The 18202-nt window shown below is 73.1% G+C and carries 20 protein-coding genes and 1 tRNA gene; 14 read left to right on the plus strand and 7 right to left on the minus strand.

Going from position 1 to position 18202, the window contains the following annotated elements:
• Positions 1 to 53 precede the first annotated feature (53 nt).
• Complete coding sequence (serC, locus tag BIU97_RS15425; protein ID WP_071298088.1) at positions 54 to 1169, minus strand: phosphoserine transaminase; 1116 nt, start codon at positions 1167 to 1169, stop codon at positions 54 to 56.
• Between the two features lie 186 nt (positions 1170 to 1355).
• Between serC and BIU97_RS15430 the strand changes: the two genes are divergently transcribed.
• The 5 genes from BIU97_RS15430 (at position 1356) to BIU97_RS15450 (ending at position 5499) form a co-directional block, all read left to right on the plus strand.
• A complete protein-coding gene (locus BIU97_RS15430) occupies positions 1356 to 2051 on the plus strand; it encodes a metal-dependent transcriptional regulator (RefSeq protein ID WP_071262624.1) in 696 nt (231 codons plus the stop codon).
• 240 nt (positions 2052 to 2291) lie between these two features.
• Positions 2292 to 3299 (plus strand): C40 family peptidase, encoded by a 1008-nt coding sequence (locus BIU97_RS18490; RefSeq protein ID WP_071298089.1) that lies wholly within the window; start codon positions 2292 to 2294, stop codon positions 3297 to 3299.
• 354 nt (positions 3300 to 3653) lie between these two features.
• Positions 3654 to 4148, plus strand: coding sequence for an HNH endonuclease (locus BIU97_RS15440; protein ID WP_071298090.1), 495 nt, complete (start codon positions 3654 to 3656; stop codon positions 4146 to 4148).
• 159 nt (positions 4149 to 4307) lie between these two features.
• Positions 4308 to 5411: an epoxide hydrolase family protein gene (locus BIU97_RS15445; protein ID WP_071298091.1), complete on the plus strand. Its 1104-nt coding sequence runs from the start codon at positions 4308 to 4310 to the stop codon at positions 5409 to 5411.
• 13 nt (positions 5412 to 5424) lie between these two features.
• Positions 5425 to 5499 (plus strand) — tRNA-Arg (locus BIU97_RS15450).
• Positions 5500 to 5569: 70 nt separating this feature from the next.
• On the opposite strand, the gene BIU97_RS15455 is transcribed toward BIU97_RS15450, so the two are convergent.
• On the minus strand, positions 5570 to 6442 hold the full coding sequence (locus tag BIU97_RS15455; RefSeq protein ID WP_071298092.1) for a hypothetical protein: 873 nt from the start codon (positions 6440 to 6442) through the stop codon (positions 5570 to 5572).
• On the minus strand, positions 6439 to 6993 hold the full coding sequence (locus BIU97_RS15460) for an RNA polymerase sigma factor (RefSeq protein ID WP_071298093.1): 555 nt from the start codon (positions 6991 to 6993) through the stop codon (positions 6439 to 6441). The genes BIU97_RS15455 and BIU97_RS15460 overlap by 4 nt, the downstream gene beginning before the upstream one ends.
• A gap of 110 nt (positions 6994 to 7103) precedes the next feature.
• Between BIU97_RS15460 and argG the strand changes: the two genes are divergently transcribed.
• The 5 genes from argG (at position 7104) to nadE (ending at position 11266) form a co-directional block, all read left to right on the plus strand.
• Positions 7104 to 8546 (plus strand): argininosuccinate synthase, encoded by a 1443-nt coding sequence (argG, locus tag BIU97_RS15465; protein WP_071262618.1) that lies wholly within the window; start codon positions 7104 to 7106, stop codon positions 8544 to 8546.
• Positions 8547 to 8944: 398 nt separating this feature from the next.
• Positions 8945 to 9100 carry a hypothetical protein gene (locus BIU97_RS18195; protein WP_175472144.1) on the plus strand — a complete coding sequence of 52 codons (156 nt, stop codon included), beginning with the start codon at positions 8945 to 8947 and terminating at the stop codon, positions 9098 to 9100.
• 41 nt (positions 9101 to 9141) lie between these two features.
• Positions 9142 to 9771 (plus strand): copper resistance CopC family protein, encoded by a 630-nt coding sequence (locus BIU97_RS15470; RefSeq protein WP_071298094.1) that lies wholly within the window; start codon positions 9142 to 9144, stop codon positions 9769 to 9771.
• A gap of 474 nt (positions 9772 to 10245) precedes the next feature.
• Positions 10246 to 10413: a hypothetical protein gene (locus BIU97_RS18200; protein ID WP_175472143.1), complete on the plus strand. Its 168-nt coding sequence runs from the start codon at positions 10246 to 10248 to the stop codon at positions 10411 to 10413.
• 25 nt (positions 10414 to 10438) lie between these two features.
• Positions 10439 to 11266 carry an ammonia-dependent NAD(+) synthetase gene (gene nadE / locus BIU97_RS15475; protein WP_071298095.1) on the plus strand — a complete coding sequence of 276 codons (828 nt, stop codon included), beginning with the start codon at positions 10439 to 10441 and terminating at the stop codon, positions 11264 to 11266.
• Between the two features lie 94 nt (positions 11267 to 11360).
• Here nadE and BIU97_RS15480 read toward each other — a convergent pair whose 3' ends face one another.
• The 4 genes from BIU97_RS15480 to BIU97_RS15495 all read right to left on the minus strand — a co-directional run bounded on the left by BIU97_RS15480 (position 11361) and on the right by BIU97_RS15495 (position 13623).
• Positions 11361 to 11789 (minus strand): hypothetical protein, encoded by a 429-nt coding sequence (locus BIU97_RS15480; protein WP_139196075.1) that lies wholly within the window; start codon positions 11787 to 11789, stop codon positions 11361 to 11363.
• 70 nt (positions 11790 to 11859) lie between these two features.
• Complete coding sequence (locus BIU97_RS15485; protein ID WP_071298119.1) at positions 11860 to 12819, minus strand: phosphotransferase; 960 nt, start codon at positions 12817 to 12819, stop codon at positions 11860 to 11862.
• Positions 12820 to 12922: 103 nt separating this feature from the next.
• A complete protein-coding gene (locus BIU97_RS15490; protein ID WP_071262614.1) occupies positions 12923 to 13201 on the minus strand; it encodes a GlsB/YeaQ/YmgE family stress response membrane protein in 279 nt (92 codons plus the stop codon).
• 158 nt (positions 13202 to 13359) lie between these two features.
• The gene (locus BIU97_RS15495; protein ID WP_071262613.1) at positions 13360 to 13623 is read right to left on the minus strand and encodes a glutaredoxin family protein; all 264 of its coding nucleotides are present in this window, start codon (positions 13621 to 13623) and stop codon (positions 13360 to 13362) included.
• Positions 13624 to 13672: 49 nt separating this feature from the next.
• On the opposite strand from BIU97_RS15495, the gene BIU97_RS15500 reads away from it, so the two are divergent.
• From BIU97_RS15500 to BIU97_RS15515, 4 genes are all read left to right on the plus strand, one after another.
• Positions 13673 to 15415, plus strand: coding sequence for an adenosylhomocysteinase (locus tag BIU97_RS15500; RefSeq protein WP_071298097.1), 1743 nt, complete (start codon positions 13673 to 13675; stop codon positions 15413 to 15415).
• Complete coding sequence (locus tag BIU97_RS15505; RefSeq protein ID WP_254783012.1) at positions 15412 to 16773, plus strand: amidohydrolase family protein; 1362 nt, start codon at positions 15412 to 15414, stop codon at positions 16771 to 16773. Before BIU97_RS15500 ends, BIU97_RS15505 begins: the two co-directional genes overlap by 4 nt.
• Entirely contained in the window at positions 16770 to 17288 is a 519-nt protein-coding gene (locus tag BIU97_RS15510; protein ID WP_083404885.1) for a cupin domain-containing protein, read from the plus strand. Before BIU97_RS15505 ends, BIU97_RS15510 begins: the two co-directional genes overlap by 4 nt.
• Positions 17289 to 17370: 82 nt before the next feature.
• Positions 17371 to 18198, plus strand: coding sequence for an ABC transporter substrate-binding protein (locus tag BIU97_RS15515; protein ID WP_071298098.1), 828 nt, complete (start codon positions 17371 to 17373; stop codon positions 18196 to 18198).
• Positions 18199 to 18202: the final 4 nt, after the last annotated feature.

Genomic DNA, 18202 nt, shown 5'->3' on the forward strand with positions numbered 1-18202 from the left:
CGTGGGGCGTTCGTCGTCGGGCTCGCGTGGTGCAGGCGTCCGGGTGCCGGGCGTCAGCCGAGTGCGTTGACGGTGAAGTCGATCGCGCGGACGAGCTTCGCGACGTCGTCGGGGTCGATCGCGGTGAAGGTGGCGACCCGGAGCTGGTTCCGGCCGAGCTTGCGGTAGGGCTCGGTGTCGACGATGCCGTTCGCCCGCAGGGTCGCGGCGACGGCCTTCGCGTCGATCGACTCGTCGAGGTCGATCGTGGCGACGACCTGCGACCGTGCGGCCGGGTCGGCCACGAACGGCGTCGCGTGGTCGGAGGCCTCGGCCCAGTCGTAGATCGTCGACGACGATGCCTTCGTGCGGGTGTCGGCCCACTGCAGGCCGCCGGACTCGTTGATCCACCGGACCTGGTCGTCGAGCATGAGCAGGGTGGCCAGGGCCGGGGTGTTCAGCGTCTGGTTCAGCCGCGAGTTGTCGACGGCGTTCTGCAGGGACAGGAACTCGGGGACGTAGCGGTCCGAGGCGGCGATCCGCTCCACCCGCTCGAGCGCTGCCGGCGAGAACAGCGCGAGCCAGAGGCCGCCGTCCGAGGCGAAGTTCTTCTGCGGCGCGAAGTAGTACACGTCGGTGGCGGACACGTCGAACGCGACACCGCCGGCCGCGCTCGTCGCGTCGACGACGGTCAGGGCGCCGGGGTCGCCCTCGGCGCGGACCACGGGGGCCATCACGCCGGTGGAGGTCTCGTTGTGCGGGTACGCGTAGACGTCGACGCCCTCGACGGTCTCGAGCGCGGCGAGCGAGCCACCGGGGGCCTCGACGACGTAGGGTGCCTCGAGCCACGGTGCGGCGACGGCCTTCGCGAACTTCGACCCGAACTCGCCGAAGGACAGGTTCTCGGCGCGGCGCTCGACGAGCCCGAAGGCCGCGGCGTCCCAGAAGGCGGTCGAGCCGCCGTTGCCGAGCACGACCTCGTAGCCGTCCGGCAGCGAGAACAGGTCGGCGAGCCCGGAGCGGACGCTGCCGACCAGGTCCTTGACGGGCTTCTGCCGGTGGGACGTGCCGAGGATCGTCGCCCCGCGCGTCACGAGGGACTCGAGCTGCGCGCCGCGGATCTTGGACGGTCCGCAGCCGAAGCGGCCGTCGGTCGGGAGGAGTTCGGCGGGGATGACGATGTCTGCCATGCACCGATCCTAGCCAGCCCGATCCGCGTCGCGACGCCCCTGCACCGGCCGGACGGGGCGGCTGTGGAGCGGTCCAGTCCGACGCCGCGCGGACGGTCGGCCCCGCGCTCGGCGGCCGTCGTGCGGTGCCCGTCGGGTCGAACAAGTAGGGTGGTGGCCGCTGGGCCCAGACATGAGAGGCGGACCGTGACCGATCTCGTCGACACCACGGAGATGTACCTGCGCACGATCCTCGACCTCGAGGAAGAAGCGATCGTGCCGCTGCGTGCGCGCATCTCCGAGCGCCTCGGCCACTCGGGTCCGACGGTCTCCCAGACCATCGCCCGCATGGAGCGCGACGGCCTGGTCGTCGTCTCCGGGGACCGGCACCTCGAGCTCACCGACGAGGGCCGCTCCCGGGCGACCCACGTCATGCGCAAGCACCGCCTCGCCGAGCGCCTGCTCGCCGACGTCATCGGCCTCGACTGGGCGTTCGTCCACGACGAGGCCTGCCGGTGGGAGCACGTGATGAGCGAGCAGGTCGAGGTCCGCCTGCTCGAGATGCTCGGCAACCCGACCGAGTCGCCCTACGGCAACCCGATCCCGGGCCTGGCCGAGATCGGCGGGCCGGCCGCCGCCGGGTTCCTCGACGGCGTGCAGCACATCGTCGCGGCGACCGAGGGCACGGACGCCGTCGCCACCGGGGTGATCCGCCGACTCGGCGAGCCCGTGCAGTTCGAGCCGGAGCTCCTCCACCAGCTCCGCACCGCCGGCGTGATGCCCGGACGGCTCGCCCGCGTGCAGCGCGCCGGGGCCTACGTCGCGGTGCGCGTCGACGGCGAGGACGCCGGCATCGAGCTCCCGGTCGAGGTCGCCCAGCACGTGTACATCGAGCGGGACTGATCCTCCCGCCCTGACCAGGGCTTCTTTACCGGATCGTTACAAACGGGCGTTTTGGTCTCGACAAGGTAACGACGCCTGCGTACACTCGTCCGAGTCCCCGCGCTGCGCCTGGCGTGGAGACCCGTGGCAGGACGTCTCGAACCCGTCTCCTGCCTCGATCGGAAACGATGACGAACGGATGGGGTTGCACGTCGCCGGGTACCCACGGCCGCGTGATGACGAGACGCCGGAGACCCACCCTTGACGCAGACCGGTTCCGCCGCGGACGCCCCGACGCCCGCGAACCCGACGAACACCGCGACCCTGACGAACACCGAGAACGCCACCGACGCACCGCTCACCCGGCGGTCCCTGCGTCAGGCCGACGGCCGAACGACCCGCACCGTCGTGCCCGTCCGCACCGCCCCGCTCCCCGGCGGCCGCCGGGCCGCGCAGGCCGCGGCCGACGCGACCGCCGCCAAGGCGAGCGCCTCGTCGCGCAAGCGCCGGTTCCTCGCGCCGGTCGTGCTGACCGTCGCCGTCGGCATGTTCGGCACCGTCGCGGTCGCCCCGGCGTTCGCCGCCTCGCAGCCGACCACCGGCACCGACGCCGCCTCCGCCCAGCGCGAGGCCCGTGCGACCCAGAGCCAGGAGCTCTCCGTCTCCGACGCCGTCGCCCTGGCCGACACGAGCCGCGACGGCTACGGGGCCACCTCGACCGCCACGCTCGACGCCCGCGCGGAAGCCCGCCAGGCAGCGGCGCAGCAGGCCGCCGACGAAGCCGCAGCTGCCGAGGCCGCCGAGCAGCAGGAGCAGTCGGCCGCGACGTCAGACGCCCGTGCGCAGACCGCCCAGCAGTACGCGTCGTACTCCGGCCCGTCCGCCGCCGACTACGTGGCCAGCTCGACCGCGGCGGACACGCCCTTCTCGCTGCCGGCCGTCGTCGCCACCGCCAAGCAGTACATCGGCACCCCGTACGTCTTCGGCGGCGCCGACCCGTCCGGCTTCGACTGCTCGGGCTACGTGATGTTCGTCTACGCCCAGCACGGCATCAACCTGGCGCACTCGGTCCCGCTGCAGGACCAGGCCGGCACCACGATCCCCGAGTCCGAGGCCCAGCCCGGCGACGTCGTCATCTTCAACAACGAGGCGCACGACGGTTTCTACATGGGCAACGGCATGATCATGGACGCGCCGAAGCCCGGCGGCTCCGTCTCGATCCGTCCGATCTGGACGAGCGATTACCACATCGTCCGCTTCGGGATCTAGCGACCAGCGTCCCTCCGGCGTGTGAACTCCACCCGAACCGGTCCGTGCACCCTCGTGCCGGGCCGGTTTCTGGGTTAACCTGACGCTGCACCGGTCCGTACCGGCGCGGACAGGGAGACCTGATGTCGATGTTCCGCACGACCCGCACCATGGGTCGGCGCGCGCGCGTCGACATACGGTCGACCACAGCCTGCGTGCACGAGCACGCCCCTGCATGACGAGAGCACTGCCCATCCGGGTGGTGCTCTTCGTGGTTCCGGGGAGTGTGAGCAGGTCGGGGTCACCCGTTCGTCGTCGACGGTCCGACGCACCCGCAGCGCCTGGAAGCCGTCCAGGCACGTCGGAAGGGAACCCATGCGCACTCTCGTCCTCAACGCCGGTTACGAGCCCCTCGCGGTGATCTCGTTCCGACGAGCCCTCGTGCTGGTCATGAACCAGAAGGCCGCCATCGTCGCCGCGGACCTCGACCACCCGGTCACCGGGTCCACCGCGGTCTACGACCGTCCGTCCGTCATCATCCTCACCCGCTACGTCCGCATCCCGCACTCGCGGCTCGTCCCGGTGTCCCGCCGCGGGGTCCTGCGCCGTGACGGCAACCGCTGCGCCTACTGCGGCCGCCAGGCGACGACCATCGACCACGTGCAGCCGAAGTCGCGCGGCGGCCAGGACTCGTGGGAGAACCTCGTCGCCTGCTGCCTCGCCTGCAACAACACGAAGGGCGACCGCACGCCCCAGGAGATGGGGTGGCACCTGCGGTTCCGCCCGAAGGTGCCGCACGGGGCGTCGTGGGTCGTGCGCGGCATCGAGCGCCCGCAGTCCGAGTGGGACGAGTACCTCGTGGCCGCGTAGCGGCCGCCCCCGGTGGGGCGCGCCCAGTGAGCAGAAGACGACGGGTCCCGCGCGGCGACCCGTCGTCTTCTGCTCACCCGGTGGCGGACGGGAGGCCCGTGGCGGCGTCTTCCCGGGCCTCCCGTCCGTCTGTCGGTCGCGCTGACTAGCGTCACCGACATGGGCGAGACACCGCACATCGACGACGCGACCATCGACGACCTGCGCGCGCGGTTGCGGGCGACGCGCTGGCCCGATGCGCCGACCGGGACCGGCTGGTCGCTCGGCGTGGACCTCGACGTCCTGCGCCCGCTCGTCGAGTACTGGGCCGACGGGTTCGACTTCGACGCACACCGCGCCGAGCTCGCCGCACTGCCCTCGCGCCGTGTCGTCGTGGACGGGATCGGCATCCACGTGCTGCACGCCCGTGCTGCGCAGCCGGACGCCCTGCCCGTCCTGCTCGCGCACGGCTGGCCGGACTCCGGGTGGCGGTACCGCAAGGTGCTGCCGATGCTCGTCGACGCCGGCTACGACGTCGTCGTGCCGGACATGCCGGGGTTCGGGTTCTCGGACGCCCCGCCGCAGGTGCTCGACGCCCGGCAGGTGGCCGGCACGTGGGCGACGCTGATGACGGAGCTCGGCCACGAGCGCTTCGCGGTGTCCGGCGGCGACATCGGCACGCACGTCGCCCGGTACCTGGCACTCGACCACCCCGACCGGGTCGTCGCCGTGCACCGCATCGACGGCGGGCTCGCCTGGCCGGGCCTCGACCCGGCGACGCTGTCCGGACCCGAGCGGGAGTTCGTCGCCGCGACCGACCGGTGGCGCACCGCCGAGGGCGCCTACGCGATGCTGCACCGGACCAAGCCGCAGACCGCCGCCGTCGGGCTGAACGACTCACCTGCGGGACTGGCCGCCTGGATCGTCGAGAAGCTCCGGGCGTGGAGCGACTGCGACGGCGACCTGTGGTCGGTGTACACACGCGACGAGGTCCTGGCGCTGCTGACCGAGTACTGGGCCACTGCGACCATCGGGTCGGCGATGCGGATGTACCACGCGAACGCGGCGATCCCGGCGGAGCAGCTCGAACGGAGGGTCGAGGTGCCGTCAGGGTTCTCGATCTTCCCCGGCGACATCGTGCGGGCGCCGCGGGAGTGGCTCGAGCGCACCACGAACCTGGTGTTCCACCACGAACTCGACCGCGGCGGCCATTTCGCGCCGTTCGAGCAGCCCGACCTGTTCGTCGACGAGCTGCACGCGTTCCTGGGCCGGTTCCGCCGCTAGAGTGGTCGGGCCAGCCTCTGTAGCTCAATGGAAGAGCAGTTCCGTCCTAAGGAAACGGTTGGGGGTTCGAGTCCCTCCAGGGGCACCACGGGGACCACGGGGACCACGGGGCACCGCAGGTCACCGCAGGGCTCGAGTCCCTGCGGCGATCCCCGCGATCAGCCGGCCTCGTCCGGGATCGGGTGCTCGCCCTGCCAGATCGCGTCGACCTGTTCGAACTCGCGCGGCGCGCACTGCGTGTCGAGGACGTCGAGGGCTTCCATCGGCGTCGACCAGATGTACCACGGGCCGGCGCCGGGGCCCGTGCTCGACCACGAGCCGTCGGCGTACCACGACGGCGCCACGTCGCCGATCGGGTGCCCCGCCTGCGCCATGCAGGCCGCGAGCCGGTCGAACGCGGCGGTGTACTCGGCCAGGGTGACGGTCCCGTCGGCGACCGCGGCCTGCTGCTGGGTCGAGGGCTGCGCGATCCGTGCCGACCGGGCCCACGACGCCCACACGGCGTAGCGGGCACCGCCGCCGCCGGAGACCGACACGGCGGCCGCTCCGGACCCGGTCAGCGGGGAGAGGCTCCACCGCGGCATGGACCCCGGTGTGCACGCGACGGCGTCGGCGACGATCGTCCCGCCGACCTCGACCGTGAAGGTGCCGGGGTCGAGGCACTCCCACGTGAGCGTCACCCGGTCGGCTCCTCCCGGCCGCGTGCCGAGCGAGAACGAGGCGTCGCCGTGGGTGACGGCGAACGCGGGGGAGCCGAGCATCGATCCGTGGTTGACCTCGACCGTCCCGTAGCGGGTCGTCGTCGCGAGCAGGTCCTCGCGTGCGGCGTCCGCGGTGGCGCCGGGGAGCGCCGCAGCCGTGATCCCTCCGGTGAGTCCGGCACCGACGGCGAAGGCCGTCACGACCGCGGCGACCGTGCCGCGGGTGGGGCGTCGTCGCCGCGGACGCGCGGGGTGGGCCGTCGCGTCGACGTCGGCGACGAGTGCGTCACGCATCGAGGCGAGTCGGGGGGAGATCTGGTCGTCGTTCACGGGGTGCCTCCGAGGGGTGCTGCGGTGGTCGAGTACTGCTGCTGGAGCCGGGCCTTCGCCCGGTGGAGTCGGGACTTGACGGTCCCGGGGGCGACCCCGAGGGCCACCGCCGCTTCGCGTTCGCCGAGGCCCTCGAGCACGCAGAGGGTCAGGACCCGCTGGTCGGCGACGGGGAGTCCGCGGAGGGCCGCGACCGCCTCGGCGTCGGTGTACGCCTCGGCCGGGTCCGGTGCGGGGTCGTCCACCGGGAACCTGCCGAGGAAGGCCCGGTGACGCCGTGTGGCGCGGGTCGTGTTGTGCGCGGTGTTCGTCGCCGTGACGAGCAGCCAGGGCAGCATGGAGTCGTCGACGAACCGCACCCGGTCGCGCTTCCGCCAGGCCTCCAGGAAGACGATCGCCACGACGTCGTCGGCGTCGGTCGGTGTGGGGACGAGTCCGGCGACGTGCCGGCGGAGCCGCGGTGCGTGCCGGTCGAAGACCCTGCCGACCGCGCGCCCGTCCCCGGCGACGGCCAGGGCCCAGTCGGCCCGGTCCCCCGTGATCTGGTTCATGCTCCGTATTGTCCGGTGGCCCCGGATCGGTTCCCGCGGCCGGCCCCGCGTTCTCCACAACCGTCGCGCCGGACGGTTCCGCGCTCCGCGCGCCCCGTACGATTGACCCCGTGTCCAAGGTCCTGAGCAGTCTCCCCGTCGGCGAACGAGTCGGCATCGCGTTCTCCGGAGGTCTCGACACCTCCTGTGCCGTTGCCTGGATGCGTGAGAAGGGGGCGATCCCCTGCACGTACACCGCCGACATCGGCCAGTACGACGAGCCCGACATCGACGCGGTGCCCGGTCGCGCGCACGAGTACGGTGCCGAGATCGCCCGGCTCGTCGACGCGAAGAGCGCCCTGGTCGAAGAGGGCCTCGTCGCCCTGCAGACCGGCGCCTTCCACATCCGTTCCGGTGGCAAGACCTACTTCAACACGACGCCGCTCGGCCGCGCGGTGACCGGCACCATGCTCGTCCGTGCCATGAAGGACGACGGCGTCGACATCTGGGGCGACGGCTCCACCTACAAGGGCAACGACATCGAGCGGTTCTACCGCTACGGCCTGATGGCGAACCCGCGCCTGCGCGTCTACAAGCCGTGGCTCGACTCCGAGTTCGTCCAGGAGCTCGGCGGCCGCAAGGAGATGAGCGAGTGGCTCGTCGAGCGTGGCTTCCCGTACCGCGACTCCACCGAGAAGGCGTACTCGACCGACGCGAACATCTGGGGTGCGACGCACGAGGCGAAGAGCCTCGAGGAGCTCTCGAGCGGGCTCGACCTCGTCGAGCCGATCATGGGCGTCGCCGCCTGGCGTGACGACGTCGAGGTCGCGACCGAGGTCGTCTCCGTCCGCTTCGAGGCCGGTCGCCCGGTCGCGATCAACGGCGTCGAGTACCCCGACGCGGTCGCCCTGGTCTACGAGGCGAACGCCATCGGTGGCCGCCACGGCCTCGGTGCGTCCGACCAGATCGAGAACCGCATCATCGAGGCGAAGAGCCGCGGCATCTACGAGGCGCCCGGCATGGCCCTGCTGCACATCGCCTACGAGCGCCTGCTCAACGCGATCCACAACGAGGACACCGTCGCGTCGTACCACAACGAGGGCCGCCGACTCGGTCGCCTCATGTACGAGGGACGCTGGCTCGACCCGCAGTCGCTCATGCTGCGCGAGTCGCTGCAGCGCTGGGTCGCGTCGGCCGTCACCGGCGAGGTCACGCTGCGCCTGCGTCGCGGCGATGACTACACGATCCTCGACACGACGGGTCCGGCGCTGTCGTACCACCCGGACAAGCTGTCGATGGAGCGCGTCGGCGACGCGGCCTTCGGCCCGGACGACCGCATCGGCCAGCTCACCATGCGCAACCTCGACATCGCCGACTCGCGGTCGCGGCTCGAGCAGTACGCGGCCGCCGGGCTCATCGGCGGGGCGACGGGCGACCTCGTCGGCACGCTCGAGTCGGGCGAGGCCGAGGAGATCCTCGGCGGTGCGGTGCAGTCCTCCGACGCCGAGCTCGCGCGTGACCGCGCGACGGACGCCGCGTCCGAGGGCGCGGCCTTCGACTCCGGGACCGACTGACCCGAGCGATCACGCGGCCCCGACGCCGCGACCAGCGCCGGACGGGGAGCTGCCCACCGGGCACGGCCGGTCCGGCGCTGGCGCGTCAGCCCGGAACCTGTCCACCGGGCACGGCCCGTCCGGCGCTGGCGCGTCGGCCCGGGACCGGCCGAGGGGGCCGCGGTGCCAGCCGGCACCGCGCCTCCCGTCCCATCCGGAACACGCGTCGGAGCGGCCACGAAACGCACCGCGTTCGACGCCGGGCGGGCGCCACCCTACGGTGGAGGTACCGGGTCGGTATCAGGGATCCGTCGTCACGATGCTCCTCACGTCCTGTGGGGTCTGGCACAGCGGGTCGACCCGGACGGATCCGGGATGCGCATCATCCCGACGAAGGGCTGGTCGTCATGGCCGCCAGGATGCCCCACGATTGGCACCGCCACGGTCTGCGGTCGCCGGAAGACCTCGCCGCCCTCGTGGCGGAGCGACTCGAGGGGACGGGCCTCGTGTCCGCCGCCTCGGCCGACCTCAACCACGAGCCGTCGTACGCCGACTTCCTCGGCGAGCAGCTCTGACTCCGCGCCGTCGGAGGAGCGCGTCCCAGTAGCATCTGGGCATGCGCACCGGCGGAACCAGAGCAGCGGCCCTCGCGATCGTCATCGGCGGGTTCCTCGCGCTCGTCGGCGCCCAGCCTGCCTCGGCGCACGCCGGGCTGACCGGCAGTGACCCGGCGGACGGTTCGGTGGTCACCGAGCCCCTCGACCGCGTGGCGCTCACCTTCACCGAGGCGCCGCTCGCCGGCCTCGACGCCGGCCTGCGCATCGAGGTCACCGGTACGGACGGTACCGCCGCGTCGCGCGGCGACGTGACCGTCGACGGGACGACCATGAGCACGGCGGTCGACCTCGAGAACGGTGCGTACACGGTGCTCTGGCGCTACCTCTCGCCGGACGGGCACCCGATCGACGGCTCCTTCGGGTTCGAGTACCGGGTGCCGACGGCGGAGGCCACGGCCGAGCCGACGTCCCCGGCGTCCACCGCCCCGGCGAGCACCCCGACGGCCGAGCCGACGAGCGTGCCGTCCGCCTCGGCGGTCGCCGTCGCGGACGGGGCGCCGGCAGCGTCGGACGGGATCGCTCCCGGGGTGTGGATCGCGCTCGGCGCGGGCGTCGTGCTCGTGCTGGGCGCCCTCGTCGTGCTCGTCGCGCGGCGCGGTCGGGGCGCCGGACCGACCGCCGTCGAGTGAGCAGGACCGCTCGGTCCACCACCTGCCGCCGCCGCGCAGGAGTCCGGGACCGGACCGCGCTGTACCGTGCGCGCGCCTGACCCCGGAACGGGGGTATCGCCAGGGAGTGCCCGAGCCGCAGTAGATTGACCCCGACGGCGTCTCACCACCGCCGTCGTCGCCCGGTGCCGACGCCGGGTGCCCGATGGGATCAGGGATGGCACGACGACCGAGAACGCGCGCACGCTCGATGCGCCCGATCGTGTCCGCCGCCCGCCCGCGTGCCGCCTGCTCCGCCGCCCACCCGCCGTTCCGTGCCGCCTGCTCGGCCGGCTGCCGGACGCGCAGCGCTGCGGCCCCACCGTCACTGCCACGGCGACGGCGGAGCGACCCCGCCGGCCGAGTGGGCGCGCGGCCCGCGACCAGGACCTGACCCGCGGCGATCCCGCCTCCCCACCTCCAGCACCACCTGCGCCACGACTCCAGAGGACCGCCGTGCACGACCACGACACCCACCCGCTCGACCGCCACGTCGGCCCGCCGCACGTCGAGCGCTTCCGCCTGACCAGCAGCGACGAGACGCTCAGCGTGGTCTGCACCTGCGCGATCGGTGCGGACCACGACAACACCATCCGACCGATCGGGATCCTCCCGGTCAGTTGAGGCCGATCGGCGCGATACTGGGAGTGTGCGTGAACTCCAAGCCGCCATCGCAGCGGACCTCAACGTCCAGCCGACCATCGACCCGGAGCAGGAGGTCGCCCGACGCGTCGGGTTCCTCCGCGACTACCTGCTCACGACCGGTGCGAAGGGGTACCTCCTCGCGATCAGCGGCGGCCAGGACTCCACGCTCGCCGGCCGCCTGACCCAGCTCGCCGTCGAGTCCCTGCGCGCCGAGGGGCACCCCGCCGAGTTCACCACGGTCCGCATGCCCTACCGCGTGCAGGCCGACGAGGACGACGCCCAGCTCGCCCTGCAGTTCATCGCGGCTGACCCGGGCATCACCGTGAACATCGAGCACGGCGTCGACGGGGTGGTGCAGGACACCGCGGCGTCCGGCGTCGAGCTGAGCGACTTCGTCAAGGGCAACGTCAAGGCGCGCATGCGCATGGTCGCCCAGTACGCCGTCGCCGGCCAGCGCGGGCTGCTCGTCGTGGGCACCGACCACGCGGCCGAGGCGGTCACCGGCTTCTTCACGAAGTACGGCGACGGCGGTGTGGACCTCACGCCGCTCACCGGCCTGTCGAAGACCCAGGGGCGGCAGCTGCTCGAGCACCTCGGGGCACCGGCCCGCCTGTACGAGAAGGCCCCGACCGCGGACCTGCTCGACGACCTGCCCGGCCAGACCGACGAGGCGAACCTCGGTCTCACCTACGCCGAGATCGACGCCTACCTGCAGGGGCACGACGTGCCGGTCGAGGTCGCCGAGGCGATCGAGGCGCGCTACCGCGCGACCGAGCACAAGCGCCAGGTGCCGGCGACGCCCTTCGACGACTGGTGGCGTGCCGGGGCGTAGGCGCTGACGCGCGGACGGACAGGAGGCGCGGTGCGGGTCCGACCCGCACCGCGCCTCCTGTCCGTCGGTCGCGTCGCAACCGACGCGTGCCTGCTCAGGCCTGGTCGCGTCCCTGCTCGTCGCGGTGGTCGCGCTGCTGACCGCCGGCGTCCTCGCGGTCCCGGGCCGGGTCGGTGTCGCCAGCGGCGTCGTCCCGCTCGTTCGCGAGTCGCTGCTGCCAGACGACGCTGCGGGCGGCGCCCTCGAGGACGTCGTCCACGCTCCGACCGGTCTGCGCTGCCAGGGCGCCGCTGAGCCCGGCGGTGAGCGTGCCCCCGGCGGCGGCCAGCCGCTCGAGGACCTCTTCCTGGCGCTCGGTCAGGGGCTCGTCGACCAGTTCGTCGACGGTGTCCCGGATGTTCTGCTCGCTCGCGTCCAACGCTGCCTCGTCGCCGGAGTGCAAGGCCGCCGCTTCCCCGACGACGACGAGACCGAGACGCGCGGCATCGTCTTCCGGACGAGGTGTGCTCTGCTCATCAGTCATGGTGGGGACCGTACGCTCCGGCGCACCGCGCTCCCTGGACAGCGGCGTCCCCCGGACGGGTCGTACGCGATCAGGCGGAGCGGGCGGCCCAGCGGCGGAGCAGCCACTCGGCCGCGGCGATGCCCTCACGGCGCTGGAAGTCGCGGATCGTCGGCATGTTCGGCGGTGCCGGCGGCAGGGCGTGCTCGAAGAAGAGCCCGGCGAGCCCTGCCAGCACGGCGTCGACCGCGTCGTCCGGTACCCCGGCGAACACCGGGTGCGTGGCGAGGTGGTGCTCGACGTTCACGTCCTCGCCGCGGACGAGCGCGTCGAGCAGGTACGTCAGCGGGTCGAGCCAGTGCGCGCCGATGCCCGCCCACGGCCAGTCCACGACCCACACACGCCCGGCGGGGTCGACGAGCAGGTTGTCGGCACGACAGTCCGCGTGCACGAGGTGTCCGCCGTCGACCATCGCGGCGGCGCGGGTGGCGGCGCGGGCCATCGCCGAACCGGCTCCCAGGACGTGCGCCGGGACGACCTCGGCGACCCGTCCCGCCAGGGGGCCGTCACCGAGCAGCCGTTCCCAGGCGGCGAAGTCGTGGCGCAGGTCCTCGGCCATGCGCGGCAGCGCCGCCAACCCGCCGGTGGCAAGGGGGAGCGTGTCGAGGGCGTCGAGGACCGCCGTGACGTCCGAGCCGTCGCCCGCAGCGCCGGGGTGCGTGCCGTCGACGTCGTCGAGCACGAGGGCGATCCAGTCGTCACCGTCGACGGTGTCGGTCAGGACGTCGAGCAGGCGGGGTGCCCGCACCGACGCCGGGAGCTGTGCCACCACGTGGGCCTCGCGGCCGTGCATCGTCAGCGCATCCTCGTTGCGGGAGCGGGAGACCGTCTTCACGAAGGCCCGGCGGCCGTCCGCCGTCGTGACCCGGTCGGCGCTGCCCGGCGACCACCCGTTCGCCTGCGAGCGCGCGCTGACCACCGGCCCGCCGAGGACCCGACCCACCCGTTCCCGCAGTCCCACCGGCACGTCGGTCCATGCTGTCCGCCCCATGCCGGACGACACTACTGGTCGGCCCGCACCTCCGCGGCACCACCGGGAACGACGAACGCGCCCCGTCTCGGACGGGGCGCGTTCGGTGGTGCAGGGGTGCCGACTAGCGGGTCTTCGCGCCCCGACCGGCGAAACGGGTCCAGATCAGCAGCACGATGATCGCTCCGATGATCGAGCCGATGATGCCGGCCGGCTGGAAGAAGCCGTCCATCGGGTCGTGCTGGAAGATCAGGAACCCGAGGAACCCGCCCACGAACGAGCCGATGATGCCGAGCAGGATGGTCATGGGGATCGAGATGTGCTGCTTGCCGGGGACGATGAGCCGCGCGAGCGCGCCGGCGATGAGTCCGATGATGATCAGGCTGATGATGAGACCGAGCACGGTTTCCTCCTCGTGGATGCGGTTGCCGCGGCATGGATTGCCGGAGTCAGGGCCGACGCCTGACTCAACTCCGAGTTCCCTGGGAAGCCTCTCGGTTTCATTGACGACCGCCCCTCATGTCGTACAAGGGCCGACGTCGCGCAGGTGGTCGAGGGCGGTCAGACCACCCCGCCGGCCTCGAGGGCCGTTCGCAGCTCCTGGTCGGACGGCTCGACGAAGTGCCGACCGTCCGGCAGCACGACGACGGGGATGTTCTTCCGCCCGCTGATCTCCTCGGCACGTGCGGCCGCGGTCGGGTCCGCCTCGACGTCGACGTAGTCGTAGTCGACCCCGAGGGTGTCGAGCAGCGCCTTCGACCGTCGGCAGTCGCGGCACCAGTCCGCGCCGAACATGGTCACCGTCTCGGTCGTCGCATCGCTCATGCCCAGAGGGTACGTCAGACGGGGTCGGCGCATTCCCTACGATTGCACCATGGCACCCGACCCCGAGACGCTGTCGTGGGCATCGGCCGCCGTCCGGCGCTTCGCCGCGGCGACGAACCTGCTCGTCGCCGCTCGCCGGTTCCGCATCGTCGGCGGCGACCGGAGGGACATCGCGGCACTGCACGCCCTGCTGACCGGCCTCGGCGCCCGTGCCGCCGACCCGCAGGAGACCGTCGACCAGCTCTGGTGCCTCGGCACGCCGGAGGGATCGACGCCCGCGATCGAGCAGGCCGCCGACCGTCCGCGCGGCGCCACACTGATCGTCGTCGACGCCGGTCGACACCTGCCCGCCGTGGACGAGGACGCCTTCGGACCGGTCGCACCCGCCCGCCCCGGCGTGCTCGCCGTCCCGGTGCTGTCCGACGACGTCTTCCTGGTGTCGACCGGCCGCGACCCCGAGGACGACCCCGCCGCCGACGCCCGCCTGCGCTGGGCGCGACGGTCGATGCCGGTCGCCCGCTCGGTCGCCGCGGAGCTCCGCGACGGCGGACTCCTGCGCGGCACGCGCGTCGGCGTCGCGCTGGTCCTCGAGCCGAAGACGGCCGTGCTGAGCCTGCTGCTCCGCGACGCCGGTGCCGAGGTCGTCGTCTACGCGCACGCCGACGAGACCGACGACGCCGTCGCCGACGCGCTGCGGTCCGCCGGGCTGACGGTCTTCGCGAGCAGCACGGCGACGCTCCCCGAGCAGGAGCAGCTGGCCCTCGCGATGCTCGACACCGCCCCGCACGTCCTGCTCGACGACGGTTCGCACGTCATCCGGCTCGCCCACCAGCGACGCCCGGACCTGCTGCCGACGATGCTCGGCGCCGCCGAGGAGACCACGAGCGGCCTGCGGCCCCTGCGGGTGCTCGCTGCGCGCGGCGAGCTCGGCATCCCGGTCATCGGGGTGAACGACGCCCGCACGAAGACGTCCTTCGACAACCGGTACGGCACCGGGCAGTCGACGGTGTTCGCGGTGCTCGACCTGGTCGACGGGCTCGCGTCCGGCACGCACCGGGTCCGGCCGGGAGGCGCGGCGGTCGTCGCCGGGTTCGGCCCCGTCGGCGAGGGGGTCGCCATGGTGCTCGCCGCCCTCGGGTTCCGGGTGACGGTCGCCGAGACCGACCCGGTCCGCGCCCTGCAGGCGCGGTTCGCCGGGTACGCGGTCGTCCCGCTCGTCGAGGCGGTGCCCGGCGCCGACCTCGTGGTGAGCGCCACCGGGGTGCCGGACACGATCGACCTCGACGTGCTCCGCGCCTGCGCCGACGGTGCCGTGGTCGCCGTGGCCGGTGGCGTCGACCAGGAGATCGCCGTCGACGACGCCCTCGCCGCCGGGGCGCGGCGCCGGCACGTGGGGCCGAAGGCCGAGCGGTTCGTGTTCCCCGGGGCCGAGGGCGGGCCGATCGTGCTCGACGACGGCGGCTGCATCAACATCACCGCGGCCGAGGGCAACCCGGTCGAGATCATGGACCTGTCCTTCGCCGTGCAGCTCGGCGCCGTCCGCATGCTCCTCGAGCGGGGCGACGAGCTGGAGCGCGCCGTCGTGCCGATCGACCCCGCGGTCGACGACGCGACCGCCCGCGCGGCGCTCGCCGCGTTCGGGAGCCCAGCCGCGCCTCTCCCCACCGGCACGGCCGGGCTGCCGCTGGCGCGTCAGCCCGGAACCGGCGGCGTGGGCCCACGCCGGCTTCCCGAGCAGCCTGCGGACCGCGAGCCGGACGTCCGGACGCACCGCTTCGGGGACCCGACGTGACCGCGGGACAGCGGCCGGTCACCGTGCACTCGGCGCGCGTCGTCGTCCCGATGACCGCGCCGCCGATCGCGGACGGCGCGGTCGCCGTGCAGGACGGCCGCATCCTGCACGTCGGCGACCGGTCGTGGGTCGTCGACCAACTCGACGGGACACCGTTCACCGAGCGCCGGTGGCGCGGCGCGCTCCTGCCCGGACTCGTGAACGCGCACGCGCACCTGCAGTACACCGGCATGTCCGGTGTCGGGCAGCGCCAGTACGACGGGTTCGAGGACTGGGCCGCAGCGTTCAACGTCGACTACGCCGAGCCGCACGACTGGCGGGCCGAGGCCGCGGACGGGGCGCGGGCGTCGATCCTGGCCGGCGTCACGAGCATCGCGGACATCGTCACCGACATCGAGGCCTCGACCGCCCTGCAGGACGCCGGACTCGGCGGCATCGCGTACTGGGAGGTCATGGACTGGGAGAACGACGCCTGGCAGTCGCACGGTCGCGACCAGGTGCTCGACGAGCTCGACCGCGTCCCGACGACCCCCGGCGCCGGCCTCTCGCCGCACGCGCCGTACTCGCTCGACGTCGCGCCGCTCCTCGAACTCCCCGACATCGTCCGGCAGCGCGGACTGCGACTGCACCTGCACCTCGGCGAGGCCGCCTTCGAGGGCGAGCGCACCGCCCTCGGTCCCGTCCCCGGGCTCGAAGGCGTGGACGGTGTCGGCCACGGCAGCGACTGGCACCTGGCGAACGCCCCGTCGTTCCGCGCCATGCGCGCGCTCGGGTTCGGCGCGAGCGCGACCGCCTTCGTCGACCGCCTCGGCGTGCTCGGTCCGGACTGCCACATCGCCCACGGCGTGTACGTGACCGGCGCCGACCGGGCGCTCCTGCGTGCCCGCGGCACCGCGGTGGCGCTCTGCCCCCGGTCGAACGCCGTCATCGGCCTCGACCCGCCGCCCGTCGCCGACTACCTGCGCGAGGGCAGCCCGATCGCGATCGGCACCGATTCGCTGTCGTCGTCGCCGTCCCTCGACCTGATGGCCGACGTCACCGCCCTGCACCGGATCGCCCGCGCCCAGGGCTACGGGCACCGCGACCTGCACGAGCGGCTCCTGGCGGCGGCGACGCTCGGCGGCGCGCACGCCATGGGGCTCGCCGTCGGGCCGGACCGCATCGGTCACCTCGCCGTGGGGGCGCGCGCCGACCTGGCCGTCTTCGACGTCGACGCCCGGACCGTGCCCGACGCGCTCGCCGAACTCGTCGAGGACGGCGCCGGGCGCACAGCCGCCACGGTCATCCGCGGCGAGGTCCGCGCCGTCGCCCACGCACTCACCCCTGTCCCACCCGTCCGCCCTGTGGAGGAACGATGACCGAGACCGCACCACGCCCCGGCACGGCCGCACGCCGAACCGTCACCGGGGAGCTGATCGAGTGGCTCGACGTGCCGAAGCGCGCGATCGCCCTCGGCATGGAACCGCACCCCGAGGGCGGCTGGTACGTCCGCACCTGGACCTCGCCGGCGACGGTCACCACCCCCGCGGGGGACCGTCCGGCCGCCACCCTGATCCACTTCCTGCTGCCCCCGGGTGAGGCCTCGGCCTGGCACCGGGTGACGAGCGACGAGATCTGGATGTGGCACGGGCCGGACACCGTCGAGCTGCAGCTCGGCGGCGACGGCGACGCTCCCGAGCCCGGCGCGACGATCACCCTCGGCCCGGACGCCGGGCGCGACCGGGTGAACGACGCCCAGGCGTTCGTGCGCGGCGGCGTGTGGCAGCGGACGCTCCCGGGCGACGGCGAGGTGCTGCTGAGCTGCCTCGTGTCGCCGGGCTTCTCGTTCGAGGACTTCACGATGGCGGACGACGCGGCCACCGCTGCCGAGTAGCGCCGCGACACCGTTTCGCCGTGGTATCCCACCGCGAAGTACACTTCGACCTGCCCCCACCCCCTCGCACGAAGGCCCGACCGTGACCCGTTCCCTCCGTCTCACCCTCGCCGTCGCCACCGCCGCGGTCGCCGCCCTCGCCCTGTCGGCGTGCTCGGGCAGCAGCAGCAGTGGCTCGAACGCCGACGGCACCGTCACCGACGGCAAGCTCACGATCGCGACCGGTGAGCCGGCGTACTCGCCGTGGATCGACGACAACGAGCCGGAGTCCGGCAAGGGCTTCGAGTCCGCCGTGGCCTACGCCGTCGCGAAGGAGCTGGGGTACAGCAAGTCCGACGTGGTGTGGAAGCGCAGCACCTTCGACAGCGCCATCGCCCCGGGGCCGAAGGACTGGGACCTCAACGTCCAGCAGTTCTCGATCGACGCCAAGCGCAAGAAGGCCGTCGACATGTCGAGCGCGTACTACACGACGACCCAGGCCGTGGTGACGACGAGCACCTCGAAGGCCGCCGACGCCACCACCGTCGACGCACTCAAGCAGGACGCGATCGGCGTCGCCACCGGTTCGACCTCGATCGCGAGCGTGAAGAGCGTCCTCGGGGTCACCCCGCAGGTCTTCAACTCGAACGACGACGCCGTGCTCGCGCTCAAGTCGGGCCAGATCGACGCGATCGTCACCGACCTGCCGACGGCGTTCTACATGGCCGCCGCGCAGCTCGACGACGGCACGGTCTCGGCGCAGTTCCCGTCGGACGGCAAGGGCGACCAGTTCGGCTTCGTCCTGCCGAAGGGCTCGGCGCTGACGAGCAAGGTCGACCAGGCACTGGAGGAGCTGAAGGACGACGGCACCCTCGAGGACCTGCAGACCAAGTGGCTCTCCTCGGAGACCAACACCCCGGTCCTGAAGTAGCTCC

The sequence above is a fragment of the Curtobacterium sp. MCBA15_009 genome (assembly GCF_001864895.1).
In the GTDB taxonomy this organism is placed as follows: Bacteria; Actinomycetota; Actinomycetes; order Actinomycetales; family Microbacteriaceae; genus Curtobacterium.

Coding starts and splice junctions, on each gene's coding strand:
- BIU97_RS15500 (WP_071298097.1), top strand. CDS start 13,673: ATGGCACCCGACCCCGAGACGCTGTCGTGGGCATCGGCCGCCGTCCGG.
- BIU97_RS15510 (WP_083404885.1), top strand. CDS start 16,770: ATGACCGAGACCGCACCACGCCCCGGCACGGCCGCACGCCGAACCGTC.
- BIU97_RS15460 (WP_071298093.1), bottom strand. CDS start 6,993: ATGAACCAGATCACGGGGGACCGGGCCGACTGGGCCCTGGCCGTCGCC.
- BIU97_RS15480 (WP_139196075.1), bottom strand. CDS start 11,789: ATGACTGATGAGCAGAGCACACCTCGTCCGGAAGACGATGCCGCGCGT.
- serC (WP_071298088.1), bottom strand. CDS start 1,169: ATGGCAGACATCGTCATCCCCGCCGAACTCCTCCCGACCGACGGCCGC.
- BIU97_RS15470 (WP_071298094.1), top strand. CDS start 9,142: ATGCGCACCGGCGGAACCAGAGCAGCGGCCCTCGCGATCGTCATCGGC.
- BIU97_RS18195 (WP_175472144.1), top strand. CDS start 8,945: ATGCCCCACGATTGGCACCGCCACGGTCTGCGGTCGCCGGAAGACCTC.
- BIU97_RS15495 (WP_071262613.1), bottom strand. CDS start 13,623: ATGAGCGATGCGACGACCGAGACGGTGACCATGTTCGGCGCGGACTGG.
- BIU97_RS15440 (WP_071298090.1), top strand. CDS start 3,654: ATGCGCACTCTCGTCCTCAACGCCGGTTACGAGCCCCTCGCGGTGATC.
- BIU97_RS15485 (WP_071298119.1), bottom strand. CDS start 12,819: ATGGGGCGGACAGCATGGACCGACGTGCCGGTGGGACTGCGGGAACGG.
- BIU97_RS15445 (WP_071298091.1), top strand. CDS start 4,308: ATGGGCGAGACACCGCACATCGACGACGCGACCATCGACGACCTGCGC.